The 17,844-nt window shown below is 65.3% G+C and carries 19 protein-coding genes; 15 read left to right on the plus strand and 4 right to left on the minus strand.

Annotated elements, in window-relative coordinates; genetic code table 11:
- Positions 1 to 137 precede the first annotated feature (137 nt).
- From HGI46_RS09535 to HGI46_RS09600, 14 genes are all read left to right on the plus strand, one after another.
- The gene (locus HGI46_RS09535; RefSeq protein WP_118072717.1) at positions 138 to 1,670 is read left to right on the plus strand and encodes a DEAD/DEAH box helicase; all 1,533 of its coding nucleotides are present in this window, start codon (positions 138 to 140) and stop codon (positions 1,668 to 1,670) included.
- A 72-nt stretch (positions 1,671 to 1,742) separates the two neighbouring features.
- Entirely contained in the window at positions 1,743 to 2,453 is a 711-nt protein-coding gene (locus HGI46_RS09540; RefSeq protein WP_168903991.1) for a sterol desaturase family protein, read from the plus strand.
- Complete coding sequence (locus tag HGI46_RS09545) at positions 2,450 to 2,878, plus strand: DUF2141 domain-containing protein (RefSeq protein WP_118072719.1); 429 nt, start codon at positions 2,450 to 2,452, stop codon at positions 2,876 to 2,878. Before HGI46_RS09540 ends, HGI46_RS09545 begins: the two co-directional genes overlap by 4 nt.
- A complete protein-coding gene (locus tag HGI46_RS09550; protein WP_118072720.1) occupies positions 2,878 to 4,137 on the plus strand; it encodes an MFS transporter in 1,260 nt (419 codons plus the stop codon). Before HGI46_RS09545 ends, HGI46_RS09550 begins: the two co-directional genes overlap by 1 nt.
- 18 nt (positions 4,138 to 4,155) lie before the next feature.
- Positions 4,156 to 5,028, plus strand: a complete 873-nt coding sequence (locus HGI46_RS09555; RefSeq protein WP_168903992.1) for a CoA ester lyase — start codon at positions 4,156 to 4,158, stop codon at positions 5,026 to 5,028.
- Between the two features lie 89 nt (positions 5,029 to 5,117).
- A complete protein-coding gene (locus tag HGI46_RS09560; protein WP_168903993.1) occupies positions 5,118 to 6,464 on the plus strand; it encodes a hypothetical protein in 1,347 nt (448 codons plus the stop codon).
- Positions 6,465 to 6,520: 56 nt separating this feature from the next.
- A complete protein-coding gene (locus HGI46_RS09565) occupies positions 6,521 to 7,477 on the plus strand; it encodes an alpha/beta hydrolase (protein WP_240946679.1) in 957 nt (318 codons plus the stop codon).
- Between the two features lie 10 nt (positions 7,478 to 7,487).
- Entirely contained in the window at positions 7,488 to 8,867 is a 1,380-nt protein-coding gene (locus tag HGI46_RS09570; protein WP_240344835.1) for a M48 family metalloprotease, read from the plus strand.
- Positions 8,868 to 8,877: 10 nt separating this feature from the next.
- Complete coding sequence (locus tag HGI46_RS09575; RefSeq protein ID WP_118072721.1) at positions 8,878 to 9,675, plus strand: DsbA family protein; 798 nt, start codon at positions 8,878 to 8,880, stop codon at positions 9,673 to 9,675.
- Positions 9,676 to 9,733: 58 nt separating this feature from the next.
- Positions 9,734 to 10,891, plus strand: coding sequence for a histidine kinase (locus HGI46_RS09580; RefSeq protein WP_168903994.1), 1,158 nt, complete (start codon positions 9,734 to 9,736; stop codon positions 10,889 to 10,891).
- 111 nt (positions 10,892 to 11,002) lie between these two features.
- A complete protein-coding gene (locus HGI46_RS09585; RefSeq protein WP_118072722.1) occupies positions 11,003 to 11,800 on the plus strand; it encodes a LytTR family DNA-binding domain-containing protein in 798 nt (265 codons plus the stop codon).
- A 37-nt stretch (positions 11,801 to 11,837) separates the two neighbouring features.
- On the plus strand, positions 11,838 to 12,704 hold the full coding sequence (nadC, locus tag HGI46_RS09590; protein ID WP_168903995.1) for a carboxylating nicotinate-nucleotide diphosphorylase: 867 nt from the start codon (positions 11,838 to 11,840) through the stop codon (positions 12,702 to 12,704).
- 12 nt (positions 12,705 to 12,716) lie between these two features.
- Positions 12,717 to 13,109: a hypothetical protein gene (locus HGI46_RS09595; RefSeq protein WP_168903996.1), complete on the plus strand. Its 393-nt coding sequence runs from the start codon at positions 12,717 to 12,719 to the stop codon at positions 13,107 to 13,109.
- 2 nt (positions 13,110 to 13,111) lie between these two features.
- Positions 13,112 to 13,810, plus strand: a complete 699-nt coding sequence (locus tag HGI46_RS09600; protein ID WP_168903997.1) for a ribonuclease T2 — start codon at positions 13,112 to 13,114, stop codon at positions 13,808 to 13,810.
- Here the strand turns inward: HGI46_RS09600 and HGI46_RS09605 are convergent.
- Positions 13,807 to 14,262: a nucleoside deaminase gene (locus HGI46_RS09605; protein ID WP_168904186.1), complete on the minus strand. Its 456-nt coding sequence runs from the start codon at positions 14,260 to 14,262 to the stop codon at positions 13,807 to 13,809. The two genes, HGI46_RS09600 and HGI46_RS09605, sit on opposite strands and share 4 nt — an antisense overlap.
- Before the next feature lie 120 nt (positions 14,263 to 14,382).
- On the opposite strand from HGI46_RS09605, the gene rpmB reads away from it, so the two are divergent.
- Positions 14,383 to 14,667, plus strand: coding sequence for a 50S ribosomal protein L28 (gene rpmB, locus HGI46_RS09610; protein ID WP_039333029.1), 285 nt, complete (start codon positions 14,383 to 14,385; stop codon positions 14,665 to 14,667).
- Positions 14,668 to 14,740: 73 nt separating this feature from the next.
- Here rpmB and HGI46_RS09615 read toward each other — a convergent pair whose 3' ends face one another.
- The 3 genes from HGI46_RS09615 to HGI46_RS09625 form a co-directional block, all read right to left on the minus strand.
- Entirely contained in the window at positions 14,741 to 15,733 is a 993-nt protein-coding gene (locus HGI46_RS09615; RefSeq protein ID WP_206065641.1) for an esterase-like activity of phytase family protein, read from the minus strand.
- 82 nt (positions 15,734 to 15,815) lie between these two features.
- The gene (gene msrB / locus HGI46_RS09620) at positions 15,816 to 16,301 is read right to left on the minus strand and encodes a peptide-methionine (R)-S-oxide reductase MsrB (protein WP_118072727.1); all 486 of its coding nucleotides are present in this window, start codon (positions 16,299 to 16,301) and stop codon (positions 15,816 to 15,818) included.
- A gap of 146 nt (positions 16,302 to 16,447) precedes the next feature.
- Positions 16,448 to 17,785, minus strand: coding sequence for a cytochrome P450 (locus tag HGI46_RS09625; protein ID WP_168903999.1), 1,338 nt, complete (start codon positions 17,783 to 17,785; stop codon positions 16,448 to 16,450).
- Positions 17,786 to 17,844: the final 59 nt, after the last annotated feature.

Consider the following 17,844-nt stretch of genomic DNA (forward strand, 5'->3'; position numbering starts at 1 on the left):
ACGGTTGTTGCCCCGCCCGCTTCCCCTTTCACGCATGGGTCGCACGATCGACCCCGCTCGTGCCGTCTTGGCGCGTGCGCACAAGCGAACACCCTCGCGCGTCGGCCCTTTGCCGATGCGCCGACGAAAGCATATTCATGTCCTTCTTTGCTGAACTCGGCCTTGCCGAACCCATTCTCCGCGCCCTCGAAACGAAGGGCTACAACGATCCCACCCCGATCCAGCGCCAGGCGATCCCGGCCCTGCTGCAGGGCCGCGACCTGCTCGGCATCGCGCAGACCGGCACCGGCAAGACCGCCGCGTTCTCGCTGCCTTCGCTGCACCGCCTTGCTGCCAACCCGCAACCGCGCAAGCCGGCCTCGTGCCGCATGCTGGTGCTTTCCCCGACGCGCGAGCTGGCCGCCCAGATCGCCGACAACATGAAGGGCTATGCCCGCTACCTCAACATGTCGGTGGACTGCGTGTTCGGCGGCGTGCCGGTGGGCAAGCAGGCCCGCCGCTTGGTGCCGGGCGTCGACATTCTCGTTGCCACCCCGGGCCGCCTGCTCGACCTGATCGACCAGCGCGCGCTGACGCTCTCGCGCACCGAAATCTTCGTGCTCGACGAGGCCGACCAGATGATGGACCTCGGCTTCATCCATGCGCTGAAGCGCGTGGCCAACCTGCTGCCCAAGACCCGCCAGAGCCTGTTCTTCTCGGCAACGATGCCCAAGGCGATCGAGGACCTCGGCAAGCAGTTCATCGTCAATCCGGTGCGCGTCGAAGTTGCCCCGAACTCGACCACGGCCGAGCGCGTCGAACAGTACGTGACGTTCATCAACCAGGCCGAGAAGCAGGCCCTGCTGACGCTGCGCATCCGTGCGCTGCTGGCATCCAAGGAGCTTGACCGCGCGCTGGTGTTCACCCGCACCAAGCACGGCGCCGACCGCGTGGTGCGCCACCTGACTTCAGCCGGGATCGACGCCCGTGCGATCCATGGCAACAAGAGCCAGGCGCAGCGCACCGCTGCTCTGGAAGCGTTCCGGCAGGGTTCGTGCCCGGTGCTCGTCGCCACCGACATCGCCGCGCGCGGCATCGACGTTTCGGGCGTCAGCCACGTGTTCAACTTCGAACTGCCCAACGTGCCGGAACAGTACGTCCACCGCATCGGCCGCACCGCGCGTGCCGGGGCTGACGGCATCGCTATCAGCTTCTGCGCGCCGGACGAAAAGCCCTACCTCAAGGACATCGAGAAGCTGACCCGGGTCAAGATCGACACGATGGGCCTGCCCGAGAACTTCATGGCCGAAGCCGCCAGGCTGCCGGCGCCGAGCCGCAAGCCTGCGGAAATGGAGCAGGATGCTCGCCGTGACGCGCGCGATGCACGCGGCAATGGTGGTCGCGGCAGCCAAGGTCAGGGCCGTGGTGGCGAAGGACGTGGTGGCCAGCGCCGCGACAGCCAGGCCCACGGCGGCCGCGCGCAAGGTCGCGACGGTCGTCCGCGCGACGTCTCGCCGCGTCAGGAGCGTCGTGACGGCGGCGCTGCCGATCGCGGGCCGGTGCGCAATCCGGTGCTCGAAGCCACGCTCAACGGTGGCGAGCGCGAGGACGCGGGCAAGCCGCGCCGCTTCCGTCCGCGCGGTGCGCCGGGCGTCGGCGCCCACAAGCACAAGGTTCGCCGCGCGAGCTGAGCTGCGAGAGGTTCGGCCCTGCTCCAAGGCAGGGCTGTCCTCGCGCTCAAAACCTTGGCATAGAGCGACGCGATGGACAGCGTTCTAGCCTCGGCGATTGCCATGACCGTGATCGTCGCGGTGCGCTACCTGATCACCAGCGGCATGTTCGCCTGGGCGACGCACAAGGTGCGGCCCGGCCACTACGCCGGGCTGGACAAGCAGATCCGTTCGGAAATCACCTGGAGCCTCGCGACCGCCGCGATCTATGGCGTGCCGGCAGGCGTGGTCGCGTGGGGTTGGCAGCAGCGCGGCTGGACGAAAATCTATGCCGATCCGCTGGCCTATCCGCTGTGGTGGATGCCAGTCTCGCTGCTACTCTACCTCTTCATCCATGACACCTGGTTCTACTGGACCCACCGCTGGATGCATCGCCCGGCGGTGTTCAGGCAGGTCCACGCGATCCATCACGCCAGCCGCCCGCCGACGGCATGGGCCGCCATGAACTTCCATCCCATAGAGGCGGCGATCGTCTCGCTGCTGATCCCGGCGCTGGTCTTCGTGATCCCGATCCATGCCGGGATGCTCGGACTGGTGCTGCTGGTGATGACCGTGATGGGCGTGACCAATCACATGGGCTGGGAGATGTTCCCCCGCTGGCTCGTTCATTCTGGCGCAGGGAATTGGCTGATAACGGCGAGCCACCACCATCGTCACCACGAACTCTACCGCTGCAACTACGGTCTCTATTTCCGTTTCTGGGATCGGCTGTGCGGCACAGACAAGGGACTGTCCGCACCATGAAGCGCATCGCATTCCTGCTGCCCCTCCTCCTCGCCGGAAACGCTCCCGCGCCGACCAGCGTAACGGTCGACATCAACGGACTGCGCAATGCCAAGGGCATGATCTGGCTGTGCATGAGCGCAAATCCCAAACTGTTTCCGGAAGGATGCGACAAGGACCCCAACCGCCGCACCGCCTCGATCCGGGCAGACCAGCCCGGCCCCCTGGTGATCCGCGACGTGATGCCGGGGCGATATGCCATCGTTCTCCTGCATGACGAGAACGGGAACAAGAAGATGGACAAGACGCTGTTCCTGCCGAAGGAAGGCTTCGGCTTCTCGCGCGATGCGCCGGTCAAGATGTCGGCGCCCAAGTTCGAGGCAGCAGCCTTTGACGTTACCGGCGGCGCACCTGTCCGCATGAAGATGAAGGTCCGATACCTGTAGTGCCAGCCGCTTCTGCCAAGCCTGCCAATCGAAGTTCCCTGGCGCCGTTCCGCTACCCCGCATTTCGGGCCATCTGGACGGCCAACCTGTTCTCCAACATCGGCTCGATGATCCAGTCGGTGGGCGCGGCATGGCTGATGACCGAGCTGACCACCAGCCACGTGCTGGTGGCGCTGGTTCAGGCCTCGGCGACGATCCCGATCCTGCTGCTGGGCGTGTTCGCCGGCGCCATTGCCGACAACTACGACCGCCGCCGCGTGATGCTGGCGGCGCAGACGGGCATGCTGGTCGTGTCCTCGGTGCTGGCCGTGCTCGCCTATACCGGCAATGTCGGGCCATTATCCCTGCTGGCGCTGACGCTGATGGTGGGCATGGGCACGGCGCTGAACGGGCCGGCCTGGCAGGCATCGGTACGGCTCCAGGTCGGGCGCGAGGATCTGCCGCAGGCGATCTCGCTCAACGCGATCTCGTTCAACCTGGCGCGGAGCGTTGGGCCTGCATTGGGCGGGATATTGATCTCGCTGTGGGATACCAGCCTCGCTTTCGCGCTGAACGCGGTGAGCTATCTTGGCATGATCGTGGTGCTGTCGCGCTGGCGGCCCGAATCGCTGCCGCCGATGCGCGAACCGATGCTTGCTGCGATCGGCCGGGGTGTCCGCTTCTGCGCGTCGTCTTCCCCGATCCGCAAAGTCCTGCTGCGTGGCCTCGCCATCGGCTTTGGCGCGGCAGGCCTGCAGGCGCTGATGCCAAGTGTGGCGCGCGACATGCTCAAGGGCAGCGAGCTCGATTACGGCCTTATGCTGGGCGGCTTCGGCATCGGCTCGATCGTGACGGCGCTGTTCGTCTCGAAAGTGCGCCAGCGGCTCGGCAGCGAGACCGTGGTGACCGGCGCGACGCTGATCTTCGCCTGCGCGCAGGTGCTGATGGCTTCGGCGACGGGCATTCCGATGGCAGTCGTGGCCGCTTTCGTGGGCGGCATGGGCTGGGCCAGCGCGATGACCAGCCTTAACGTCGCGATGCAGCTCCGCAGTCCGGAAGACATTCTCGGCCGCTGCCTGTCGATCTACCAGGCGGTCACGTTCGGCGGGATGGCGCTGGGGGCATGGTGCTGGGGCACGGTGGCCGATCTCTCGAGCCTGCCGGCCGCACTTCATGCCGCTGCTGCATGGCTGGTGCTTTCGCTTGCCATGCACTTTTTTGCGCCTATGCCGACGCGCGAAGAGGGGCGGCTGGACGCTGTTCCTGCCGTGAAAAGCTGAAGACGGAAAGTTCTCGCGATGACCGACGCCCGCCCTTTGCGCTCGCTTCTCTACATGCCAGCCAGCAATGCCCGGGCGATGGCCAAGGCGCGCAGCCTCGATTGCGATGCCGTGTGCCTCGATCTGGAAGATGCGGTGGCGCCCGAAGCCAAGGCCGAAGCGCGCGCGGCGCTGGTCGCCGAAGTGCAGGCAGGCGGCTTCGGGCATCGCCGGCTGATCGCGCGGATCAACGGCCTGTCGACGCATTGGGGGCATGACGATCTCGCAGCGCTGGCGCAGGCGCCGGTCGAGGCGGTGCTGGCCCCCAAGGTGGACGATGCCGGCGATGTCCAGGCGCTTTCCGCAGCGATGGACGCGGCTGGATTTGCGCCCGAGGTCAGGCTGTGGGTGATGATCGAGACGCCGCGCGCCGTGCTGGCGCTGGAGCGGATTGCCGATTGCGCCGCAACCACGCGCCTTGCAGGCTTCGTGCTGGGGCTCAACGATCTCGCCAAGGATAGCGGCATCGCCCAGTTGCCGGGGCGCATGGCGTTCCTGCCGGTGCTGACCATGGCAGTGCTGGCGGCGCGGGCCAATGGCCTCGTGATCCTCGACGGGGTGTGCAACGCGATCGAGGATACCGCACGGCTCGAGGGCGAATGCGTGCAGGCGCGCGATTCGGGATTCGATGGAAAGACGCTGATCCATCCGGCGCAACTTGCCGTGTGCAACCGCATCTTTGCCCCGTCGGAGGGAGATATCGCCGAAGCGGAAGCAATCGTTGCGGCTTTTGCCGACCCTGCCAACGCCGGCAAGGGCGCCCTGCGGGTGAACGGGAAAATGGCGGAATTGCTGCATCTTGCGCAAAGCGAACGGCTGCTCGCCAAAGCTGCGGCCATCGCCGCGCGTTAACCTGACATAAGCTCCACTGGCGCAACTTAAGCACTTCTTCACGAAGTTGCGCCAGACCTGCATCCCATAAAGGGGACCAGGTGAGCCTGATGGATACTTTGCGTGGATTTGATCGTGATGCCGCCGAGGCCGAACTCGACCTGAGCGGTTTCGAGGACGACGTGCCGAGCGAGCCGCCGCCGGTGGTGGGGCAGGACGAGCGCCGCATGCAGGTGCGCGCCTACAACTATTGGGCAGGCCTGCTGGGCGAACATTCGTTCCCGCTGGTCGCGCCGCTGCTCTCGGGCACTTACCCGGACTTTGCCGACAACCTCGTGCTGCTACACTTCGACGAAGGGATCGAAGACCCGGCGATCGCCTTCCTCGGCGCGAAGCTGGCCGACGAGTGCGGCACGGAAAGCTCGATCACCCGCCTGAGCCAGGTGCCCGGCCGGTCGCTGCTGTCACGCATCACCGACCATTACATGCAGATCATCGCCAATCAGGCACCGATCGGCTTCGAAGCCGAGTTCGTGAACCACTTTGGCCGCACAATCCTCTACCGTGGCATCCTGCTGCCGTTATCCTCGGACGGAACGCGCATCGACTACATCATGGGCGCGATCAACTGGAAGGAACTGGCCGACCAGGCGACGACCGACGAGTTGCTGCTGGAAATCGGGCAGGCGCTCGATTCGGCACCGATCAAGAGCCAGCCGCGCCGTCCGCTGATCGAGCCGACCGATGCCTGGGCCGATGGCCCGGCCTCGCTTGACGGCGATATCTTTCCTGAGCCCGCCTTCGGGCTCGACGACGATATCCTGCCGCTGCCCGCAGGCGCACCTGCCGATGAACCGGAAGCCCTGGCCGATTGGCTCGCTTCGGCGCGCGAACTGGCCCTCGTTGCCAATTCGAGCGAGGACCGCACCCGCAGCGCGCTTTATGCCGCGATCGGGCGGGCCTGGGACTTCGCCCTGGCAGCGCAGGCTGAACCTGAAGAGTTTGCCGAACTGCTGGACGACGCAGGGCTGACCATGCAGGAGCGCGCGCCGATGACGCCGGTGGTCAAGCTGGTGTTTGGCGCCGACTACGACAAGACGCGCCTGACCGAGTACGCCACCGCGCTGACCCATGCGCAACGCATCGGCCTGCGCCGTGGCGAGCTGGGTGCCTATCTTTCCGAGGCTGCCGGCGGCCTCAAGGGCGTGATCAATGCCGAGCGCCGTCTGCGCCGCGAGGAAGCCGGCAAGGCGCTGGCCAAGCGCGGGCCCGAAGCGCTGGCGCAATCGCTGCGCGCGCTGCCGGCACGCAAGGTGAGCGAGATCGCGCCGCCCGAAGGCGAGGAGTTCGCGCTGGTGGTGGTGCGTCGCCTTGAAAGCGGTGAGATCGTCGCGCTGGGCGAGGTGCACGATGACGCGGCCCTGTTCGAACGCGCGGCGCGCCATCTGATCGGCTGACCCACTGCCCCTGCAGGTGCCTTGCGCAATGGCGGCAGCCTGCTAGCCAGTGCCCCATGGCACGGACGGTCAAGGGCAAGCGACGCATGGGATGGATCGGCTGGACGGTGCTTTGCTTCGTCCTGCTCGGGCTGGTGGGCTATCTTGCCTACCGCCATGCCATGCAGGAAAACGCCGTGGCCGTGCTCGACGGCGCCGACAAACTGCTCAACGGTGGCGATGGCGCGATCCAGCAGGTCGCGGCCGAGCGCTATGGCAAGGACCCGGCGCAAAAGCTCGAGATGTTCGTGCCGCAAGGCGCCAAGGGCACGCTGCCGATCGTGGTGTTCGTGCATGGTGGCAGCTGGGCGAGCGGCGATCCCCACGACTATCGCTTCATCGCGCGGACGTTGTGCGCGCAGGGCTATGCGGTCGTGCTAGCGGGCTACCGGCTCCACCCGCAGACGAAGTTTCCCGGCATGCTGGAGGACGGCGCTGCCGCCCTGCGATGGGTGCAGGACAATGCCGCGAAGTATCATGGCGATCCGGCGCGCATGGCGCTGATGGGGCATTCGGCCGGGGCCTACAACGTGGTCATGCTCACGCTTGATCCGCACTGGCTGAATGGCGTGGGGCTGGATACGCGGGTAATCCGCGGGACTGTCTCGCTTGCCGGACCGTTCGATTTCCTGCCCCTCGATTCGCCGGCGACCATCAACAGCTTCGGCGATGCGCCTGATCTTTCCGGAACTCAGCCGGTGAACTTCGCACGCCAGGACGCGCCGCCGCTGCTGCTGGTGACCGGGGATGCCGACACCCGGGTAAAGCCGCGCAATTCCAAGGCGCTGGCCCGGCGATTGACCGAGGCAGGCGCCCCGAACCAGCCGGTCCTGCTCGACGGCGTGACCCACGAAGGCATCATCATGATGTTCGCGCGCCCGTTCTCGCGCGATACTCGCGCGCTCGATACGGTGCTGCCGTTCCTCGCCAGGGTCACGGCACCTTCAGTTGCGGTTCAGGCTGCTGGCCGATAGTCCGAGCGCCGTGACAGTCCGAATCCCCGCCCTGCTCCTTGCGCGCCTGCTCGCGCTCCTTGCCGCGCTGTCGCTGTGCATCCAGCCTGCCGCTGCGCAATCGGTGCTGCGCGATGCGGAGACCGAGGCGCTGTTCCGCGATGCCTCCGCGCCGATCTTCAAGGCGGCGGGGTTCAACCCTAACGCCATCGATCTGGTCCTGCTGAACGACGGATCGATCAACGCCTTCGTTGCCGGTGGTCAGGCGATCTATATCCATTCGGGGCTGATCAGCGCGGCTGACAACGTCAACGAATTGCAGGGCGTGATCGCGCACGAGCTCGGCCATATCACCGGCGGCCACATCATCCGCTATAACGAGGGGCTGAAGCCGGCCACCGGCATCACCGTACTGTCGCTGCTGCTCGGCGGGCTGGCGGCTGCCGCAGGATCGCCCGATGCCGCGCTTGGCGTGTTCATGGCCGGGCAGCAGGCCGCGCTGGGCAAGTTCCTGGCTTTCAGCCGCGCGCAGGAAAGCTCGGCCGACGCTGCGGGCGCGAAGTTCCTTTCAGACGCCGGCATTTCCGGGCGCGGTTCGATCGAGTTCTTCAAGAAGCTGCAGAACCAGGAATTCCGCTATGGCTACAATGCCAGCAAGAATCCGGACGCGGAGTTCTACAGCACCCACCCGATGACGTCCGACCGCCTGACCACGCTTCAGGATGTCTATGAAAAGGACCCGGCGTGGAACACCCCGCCCCCGGCCGAGCTGCAGGCGCGGTTCCAGCGGGTCAAGGCCAAGCTCAATGGCTATCTGGCCGAACCGCAGGACACGCTGCGCGCCTACCCCGACTACATGACCGATATTCCCGCGCGCTATGCCCGCGCCTATGCCTTCCACAAGGAGGCTTACGTCGACAAGGCGCTGGCGGAGACCAGGGCCCTGATCGCCAGCGATCCGGACAACCCCTATTTTCTCGAGCTGGAAGGACAGATCCTGCTCGAATCCGGCCGCCCCGCCGATGCCCTGCCGCCACTGCGCAAGGCAACACAGCTGACCGGCAACGAGCCGCTGATAGCGACGACCTTTGGCCACGCCCTGATCGCCACCGAGGACAAGGACAATTTTGCCGAAGCCGAGAAAGTGCTGAAGACCTCGGCATCGCGCGATCGGGACAACCCCTTCACCTGGTACCAGCTCGGCGTGGTCTATGAAGCCAAGGGCGACATTCCGCGCGCGCGCCTTGCCAGTGCCGAACAGCAGCTGATGAACATGCAACTGGCCGAAGCCGTGCGCAGCGCCGAGGCGGCCGAAGCGGCACTGCCCAAGGGCACGCCCGACTGGCTGCGCGCGCAGGACATTGCGATGTCGGCGCGGGCAATGATGGAACGCCAGAAGAAATCCCGCTAGGCACCAGTCGATGTCAGATACACAGCCCCGCCGCATTGGCGCATTCGCCGCCCTCGCCCTGCTCCTTGCCGCAGGCGGCGCTGCTGGAGGATGGTGGTACGCCCACCGCGACGCCGGCACCGCAGCAAGTGACGACGCGCAGCTTGAAGCCTCGCTGGCGAGCGCCGGGATCGATGGAAAGGAACGCGCCGCGATCGAAGGACTGGTGCGGTCCTATATTCTCGAACACCCCGAAGTCCTGCCCGAAGCGATGGAGCGGTTGCAACAGCGCGAGGCGGCAGCACAGATCGGTCCGATGCGCGGCGCGCTGGAAACGCCCTTCCCCGGTGCGGTCATGGGCAATCCCAACGGCAAGGTCACGCTGGTCGAGTTCACCGACTTTGCCTGCACTTATTGCCGACAAAGCGTGAAGACGCTCGACGCGCTGATCGCGAAGAACCCGGACCTGCGCGTGGTGGTGCGCGAATTGCCGATCATCGCGCCCGAAAGCGCGCCCGCCGCACGCATGGCTCTGGCCGCCGCAGCGCAGGGCAAGTATCCCGCCTATCACAAGGCGATGTTCGAAGGCGCCCGGCCTTCGGACGCCAGCATCACCGCTGCGGCAACCGCGGCAGGGCTCGACCTCGCCTCGGCAAGGACCTTTGCGGCCCGGCCCGATGTCGAGGAAGAGCTGAAGCGCAACCTGCAGCTGGCCCGCCAGCTCGGCATAAATGGAACGCCCGCCTGGGTGATCGGCGAACAGCTCGTTCACGGGGCAGTTCCGCAGGAAGACCTGCAGGCCGCCATCGATGCAGCACGCAAGGGCTGAGCCGGAAGAAACAGGGGCGGACTAGCCTAGGCCGGTCCGAACGGTTACAAACCTTTTCATGGCCGCGCTGCCGTTCAGACCGACGCCGTTCTTCGGCAACAAGAACAGAGCCTTCTGGCGCCTGCAGTTCATGGGCTGGGGCGGCGCTATGCTGCTGCGTGCGATGTCGTCCATCGCCAATGCACAGCCGTGGTCGTTCCTCGTCATCGTCGTCATCGCAACGATCACCGGCTTTTCGATCTCGCTGATCCTGTCGGTGATCTATCGCGCGCTGATCAACCGGCGGCCGATCGTGACCTGGGGCGTGACCGCCATCGCGATGTCGGTGGCGGTCGGCCTCTACGCCTTCATCGATTCGTGGGTGATAAGCCTTTACCGGCAGGGCGGCGATGCCAGCTTCGCGCAGCTATTCCTCGGGGTTTTCTACCTCGACCTCACGCTCGTGATCTCGTGGACCGGGCTCTATTACGCGATCAACTTTTTCCTGCAGGTGGAAGAGCAGAACGACCAGCTGATGCGGCTGGAAGCGCAGGCGACCAGCGCCCAGCTGGCCATGCTGCGCTACCAGCTCAACCCGCACTTCCTGTTCAACACGCTCAACTCCATCTCCACGCTGGTCCTGCTCAAGCAGACCGAACCGGCCAACGCGATGCTTTCGCGCCTGTCCTCGTTCCTGCGCTACACGCTGGTGAACGAGCCGACCGCACGGGTCACCGTGGCGCAGGAAATCGAGACGCTGAAGCTCTACCTCGATATCGAGCGCATGCGCTTTGAGGAGCGCCTTCGGACGGAATTCCGCATCGACGATGCCGTGCGCAACGGGTTGATGCCCTCGCTGCTGCTGCAGCCGCTGGTCGAAAATGCGATCAAGTATGCCGTCAGCCCGATGGAGTACGGCGCGGAAATCACGGTTGAGGCGCAACTCGTCGGTCCAATGCTGCGGGTCACCGTGTCGGACACCGGGCCGGGCTTGCCCCCGGGCACCGATCCTTCAAGCGTGTTCGGCGTGAGCAGTGACAGCACCGGGATCGGCCTTGCCAACATCCGCGACCGTCTGGTCCAGGCCTATGGCGAGAACCAGCGCTTCGATATTTCAAACCGCCCGGAAGGGGGTTTTCAGGTCGTGCTCGAACTGCCGTTCGAAGCAAAGGCCGAGCCTGTACCAGGCATTCCCGTCCGGCGCCCGATCGGGGCCGGCATGGGGGTTGGTGCATGATCTCGGGAACCGACTGCCACTTTACCCGTCCTGCCATCAGGCAGACTCCAACGGGGGACCGTTTCGGGGGCGCAACGTGATCCAAGTCTGGACAAGACCCAAGGGAACCGCATGACGATCCGCACGATCCTCGTCGACGACGAGAAACTGGCCATTCAGGGGCTGCAGCTCCGCCTTCAGGCCTTCCCCGATGTCGAAGTGATCGACACCTGTTCGAACGGCCGCGAGGCCATCCGCAAGATCAAGACCGAAAAGCCCGACCTCGTGTTCTGCGACATCCAGATGCCCGGCTTTGACGGCTTCTCGGTGGTCAAGGGCGTGATGGAAATCGACCCGCCGTTGTTCGTGTTCGTGACCGCATATTCCGAACACGCGATCAAGGCGTTCGAGGCCAACGCGGTCGATTACCTGCTCAAGCCGGTGGAGGAGGACCGCCTTGCCGACGCGCTTGACCGCGCGCGCACCCGGCTTTCGGAAAAGCGCAGCCGCGAAGAGGCCGACAAGCTCAAGAACGTGCTCGCTGAAGTGGCGCCCGGCGCCATGCCCGAGATCGAGGACGAGGGCGAGCCGGTGGTCGGCCGCTTCGAAAAGCTCATCAACATCAAGGATCGCGGCAAGATCTTCCGCGTCGACGTCGACACGATCGAGCGCATCGAGGCTGCTGGTGACTACATGTGCATCTACACCGGCGACAATTCGCTGATCCTGCGCGAAACGATGAAGGATCTCGAGCGCCGCCTCGATCCCCGCGTGTTCCAGCGCGTGCACCGCTCGAAGATCGTCAATCTCGATCAGGTCCGCCAGGTGAAGCCGCATACCAACGGCGAATGCTTCCTGGTGCTGGAAAGCGGTGCCGAGGTGAAGGTGTCGCGCTCCTACCGCGACGTGGTCGCGCGCTTCGTTCACTGACCTCGACAGAAAGGCCGGGAATGGTAATGCGCTCTGCATGAGCAGTTTCTCCATTCCCGGCTTCGATCTGGAAGCCTTCGTCGCGGCAACGCTGGCCGAGGATCTTGGTCACGGCTTGCCCGGCGGCGGGCATGACGTGACCAGCGAAAGCGTGATCCCGGCAGACGCCCGCTTTTCGGGCGTGATGGACAGCCGCGATGCGATCACGGTCTGCGGGTTGCCAATCGCGGCCGCGTTCTTCCGCGCGCTCGATCCGGACATGACAATCGAGATCCTGGTCGGGGAAGGCGCAAGGGTGGCACCGGGTTCGGACCTGATGCGGCTCGAAGGCAATGCCCGCGCCATGCTCACGGGCGAGCGCAGCGCGCTGAACACCGTGCAGCACCTGTCGGGCGTGGCGACACTGACCCGCCAATATGTCGATGCCATGGGAGACACGAACGCAAAGCTGCTTGATACCCGCAAGACCATCCCCGGCCTGCGCCACCTCGAAAAGTATGCCGTGCGCACCGGCGGCGGGACCAATCACCGCATGGGCCTGTGGGATGCGGCGATGATCAAGGACAACCACGTGCTTGTGGCAGGCGGCGTGGCGGAGGCCGTGCGCCGCGCACTGTCTGCCGGCGTCAAGGATGTGATCTGCGAAGTCGATCATATCGACCAGATCCTGCCCGCGCTCGATGCCGGAGCAACCCGCCTGCTGCTTGACAACATGGGCCCTGACCGCTTGCGCGAAGCCGTGGCGCTCGTCGCAGGCCGCGTGCCGTGCGAGGCCTCGGGCGGCGTGCGGCTCGACACGATCGGCGAAATTGCCGCGTCGGGCGTCGATTACGTCTCGGTCGGCCGCCTGACCCAAAGCGCGCCTGCCGCCGACATTGGCCTCGATTTCACGCCCCTCGCCTGAACGGAACCCAAGATGCGTCCCGCCACCATCCGAGCCTTTGAAATCAGCGTGATCGCCAGCCAGCTGATCCGCATCGTCAACATCGTTGCCAATGCAGGGGCCATGGCCGCCGCGCTGGAAGTCGGCCGCAACGAGTTGCTGATCGGCCCTTTTGCAAACGCGCTGGTCGCCATCGGTCTTGCGCTCGCAGTGTCCCGCGGGCGTTTTGCGATAGCGCGCTGGTTCCTTGTTGCCGTGATCGCGCTCGACGTCTTGGGGCTGGGTGGCATTCCGGCAGTAGCGACGATGATCGGCATTCCCTTCGCCATCTTCTCGGTCATCGCAATCCTGCTGATGATTGGCGCAGGCGTGCTGATGTTCCTGCCAGCCTCGACGGCGTGGTTGAAGCAGGGCAAGGCAGACTGACCATGCGCTGGCTGGCAGCGGTCGCGGTTATCGCATCCACCCCCGCCCTCGCGCAGGGCTGGCAGTGTCAGGTGCCGCCGCAGATCAGCGTGCCGCCCCTGCCCGCGCCCGATGCGCCGACGCGGGTCGTGCCGACGACCGGCTACACGCTGGCGATCAGCTGGTCGCCCGAGTTCTGTCGCACGCGCAAGGATGATCCGCGCCATGCCACGCAGTGTTCGGGCCGGCAGGGGCGCTTCGGCTTCGTGCTCCACGGGCTCTGGCCAGATGGCAAGGGCGGCAAGTATCCGCAGTACTGCCCGTCGCGGCTGCTGCCCGATGCGCAAGTCCTGCGCCGCAACTTCTGCACCACGCCTTCGGCCGATCTCATGATGCACGAATGGACCAAGCACGGCACCTGCATGGGCATCAGCCCCGCGGATTACTTTGCGAAGGGCCGCGAGCTGTTCCAGAGCCTGGAGTTTCCCGACATGGCCCGCCTGTCGCGCACCGAGTCGCTGGACGTAGGCAAGGTCAAGCAGGCGCTGGTCATCGCCAATCCGCGCCTGCGGCCCGACATGTTCCGCCTGCTGCTCGGCCGCGACGGCTGGCTACGAGAGGTGCATCTGTGCCATTCGCGCAAGCTCAAGCCCGCGCGCTGCCCGATCGGCAACGCCGGGCCGCCGGACACGGTGCCCGTGAGGATCTGGCGCTCCTTCTAACGCCGCTCGCGGAAGAAGCTGCGGAGCAGGTCAGCGGCCTCCCCTTCTCCCATGCCGGAATAGACTTCGGGCCGGTACAGGCAGGTCGGCTGGTCGAACACCCGCGCGCCATGCTCCACCGCGCCGCCCTTGGGATCGCTGGCCGCATAATAGACGCGGTCGATGCGGGCGTGGACAATGGCGCCCGCACACATCGCGCAAGGCTCCAGGCTGACCCACAGGTCACACCCTGCGAGACGTTCCTGCCCCAGCGCCGCAGCGGCAGCCCGAATCGCCAGCACTTCGGCGTGGGCGGTGGGGTCACACAGCTTGCGCGGCTGATTATGGGCGGCAGCGATGACCTTCCCGTCCTTGACGATCACCGCCCCGATCGGCACTTCGCCCTCATCGGCAGCCTTACGGGCTTCAGCAAAGGCCAGTCGCATCGGTTCAGGCAGGGGCCAGCGGGTCATGGCGCGGGGTATAAGTGGCGGATCGTCGCTTTCAAACTCCGAATCCTTGACTTCGTCCGGTGAATCGATAAGAGCCGCGCCTTCCCGATAGGTATTATCGAACACAAGCGAGTTTTAGCCATGTCGCGTATCTGCGAACTGACCGGTAAGGGCCGCCAAGTCGGTCACAACGTAAGCCACGCCAACAACAAGACCAAGCGTCTGTTCCTGCCCAACCTGCAGAACGTCACGCTGATGAGCGAGAAGCTGGAGCGCAGCTTCAAGTTCCGCGTGTCGACCCATGGTCTGCGCTCGGTCGAGCACAACGGCGGTCTCGACAACTGGCTGCTGAAGCAGTCGGACACCAAGCTTTCGACGCGCGCCCTCAAGGTGAAGCGCGAGCTGGTGAAGGCGAACGCCGCCTAATCCTTCAGCCCGCAAGGGTCGAAACATCGAGAGCCCCCTTTCCCATGTGGAACGGGGGCTTTTGCTGTGTTCGCTATCGGCCCGGAAGATGCGCCGGATCGAACTCCAGCCTGAGCAGCCGCGTCTGCTGAAAGGTTGAGGCATTGGCGTCAGAGACAAGCCAGAGCGAAAGCCCGGCCTTGCCCGCCGTCAGCGCCATCCCTTCCCAGTTCTCGTGCAGGACCGGCCCTTCTAGACGGGCCAGCTCGACTGTCGGCAATGGCCGTCGCGGATCGAGGCGCGAAACATCGGCAAGCACGATCCGCGCCGAAAAACCGGGTGGTGACAGGCCCAGCTTGCGCACAAGAATGAGGAGCCGACCGTCAGGCAAAGGCACTGCATCCACCGGATCGAACCCGGCAGGAACCAGAAAGCCGAACTTTTGGGCTTTCGACAGTCCTGGCCTGCCCTTGAACATCAGTCCGAGGTGCAGACCACCGCGGCCGGTCCCGCACGATTCGCAGAGCATAATCCAGCGCCCGTCGGGCAGGCGGGCCATTGCCTCGGCTCCGCCATTGCGCGGCCAGTCCCGCGTTTCGTTCACCGGGATAAGACTGGCGGCACCGGTTCGAGGGTCTGTCCGCACCACGCGCACGTCGTCCTCCAGTCCGGTCCACAGGCTGCCATCGGCAGGGTCACGCACGACGCTTTCAGTATCGAAGCCGATGCTGGTGTGCCCATCGGGCCAACGCTGCACCACCATGTTCGGCATCGGCGAGGTGAAGACACCGGGTTTGAGCGGCACGGGGATCGACAGCGTGCGATTGCGGTCGCTTATGGCCAGCAGCCCGCCCTCTTGCGGGACCAGCGCCGAATAGCCGCCAAACCGATGATCCCCGCCTTCCAGCAACCAGGCCTGCTGCAACACGAAGGGGCCAAGCTGCTCTCGCTCCGCTGCGGGGACTTTTGGCAGGAGGTCAGTCACGACGACCCGGCGATCGAACGTGAATGGGTCGTTGCGCTGCGTTGCCCAGACCAGCACCGCCAGCGGCAGCAATACGAGTAATGTGAAGAGTTTGCGGCGCACGGGCCTGCCGTGGGCATCGCTCACGGGGCCGTCAATCGCGAATCATGCCCAAGCGCCGGCAAGCCGGACAGAAGTGGCGCGGTCAGGTGGCCCGGAACTTCAGCGCGTCACCATTGATGCAATAGCGCAGCCCCGTGGGTGCGGGGCCATCATCAAAGACGTGGCCGAGGTGGCCGCCACACTGCGTGCAGTGCACTTCGGTGCGGACCATCCCCAGCGAGCGGTCGGAACTGGTTGCCACGCCCTTGGGCAAGGGCTTCCAGAAGCTGGGCCAGCCAGTGCCGCTATCGAACTTGGTGGAGGATGAAAACAGCGGGTGGCCGTCTGCCGCGCAAACGAAGGTGCCCTTGCGGTGCTCTTTCAGCAGCGGCGAGGTGAACGGGCGTTCGGTGCCTTCCTCGCGCAGAATGTAGAACTGTTCCGCTGTCAGCAGGCGCCGCCACTCGGCCTCGCTCTTCATGATCGGGAAGGTGCCTTTGGCCGCCGGCTTGGCGCTGCAGGCACTGGCGAAAGGCAGGACCGAACCTGCAGCGAGAAAGGCGACGAAGCGGCGGCGGGTGGCGATCATGGGCGAAACCTCAGGTTGTCCTGCCGATGGGAGAGAGGGTGTTACCTCGGGGGCGGAGTGTCCACCGGCAGGACTTGGAACTATCTAGCCCGGCCCTGCCTCCACCATCGTGACGAAAGTCATAGCACGATCGCCTGTATGCCCGATTACCGCTTTTCGAGCATGACCTCGAGCTTGCGGAACCCGTGGACGAAGTTGGCGCGGACGCGTTCGACTTCGCCGGCAACGCGCACCTGCATCCGCCGCTCGTGCATTTCCTCGAGCAGGATGCGCAGTTGCAGCTCGGCGAGACGCGCGCCGACGCAGCGATGCACGCCATAGCCGAACGACAGGTGACGCCGGGCATTGTCGCGGTCCACGATCAACTTGTCGGCGTTCTCGAACACGGTCTCGTCGCGGTTGGCCGAGATGTACCAGAGAATCAGCTTCTGGCCTGCCTTGATCTGCTGGCCGAACAGGTCGGCATCGGCCGTGGCGGTGCGGCGCATGTGGGCGAGCGGGGTGACATAGCGGATGCACTCCTGCACGGCGTTCGGGATCAGCGAGGGATCACGGGCAAGCAGGTCGCGCTGGTCGGGGAACTGGTCGAGCGCATGGACGATGCCCGACATGGTGTTGCGCGTGGTATCGTTGCCGCCAACGATCAGCAGCACGAGGTTGCCCATGAATTCCTGCGGGCTCATGTGGTTCATCGCCTCGGAGTGGATCATCATCGAGATGAGATCGCCCGACGGCTCGGACCGCATGCGTTCGCCCCACAGGCGCTGGAAATAGTGCGCCATCTCGCCAAGGAAGCCGAAGCGCATGTCCGACAGCTCGCGCGCGAGCACCAGTTCCACGTCGCCCGCCCAGTCCGACCAGAACGTCAGCAGGCGGCGGTCAGGCCACGGAAAGCCGAACAGCAGCGCGAGCATGCCGGTGGTCAGTTCGATCGAGACCTTGTCGACCCAGTCGAACTTTTCGCCCCACGGCAGCGAATCGAGCACCTCGCCGGTGCGCTGGCGGATCTCGCGCTCCATCTCGACCATCTTGGCCGGAGTGAAGGCCGGCGCCACCGTGCGGCGCTGGCCGGTGTGTTCGGGGCGGTCCATCGCGATGAACATCGGCAGCTGACGTTCAGCCAGCAGCGCGGGATCGGTATCGGCCGGCGGATCGCCGATGGTGATGCCGCCGTACTGCCATGACGAGGAGTAGAGTTCGGGGAGTGATTCGACGTGCTGGATCGCCTTGTGGTTCACCACGTTCCAGTAGGCGCCATAGGGCGATTCGGGCACGAAATTGACCGGGGCTTCGCGACGCATCTCTGCAAAGATCGGCTGCCAGCGGTCCTCTACATAGATATCCGAGCGGCTGACATCCCACTTGTGGGTATGCGCCGGGATCGCTTGCGGATTGTCCTTGAGCCAGGCGGTGAACGCCTCGATCGCGGTGGGAGAGCTGCGGTAGGTGAACTGCTGGGCTTCGGGTGCAAGCTGCGTGGCCATGGCTATCCTCCGGAAAGGCCGCACGTTGCCCGCGCGGTCCTCGTCACTTTGGTAGCTTG

The sequence above is a fragment of the Novosphingobium sp. ERW19 genome (assembly GCF_012641315.1).
Taxonomy (GTDB): Bacteria; Pseudomonadota; Alphaproteobacteria; order Sphingomonadales; family Sphingomonadaceae; genus Novosphingobium.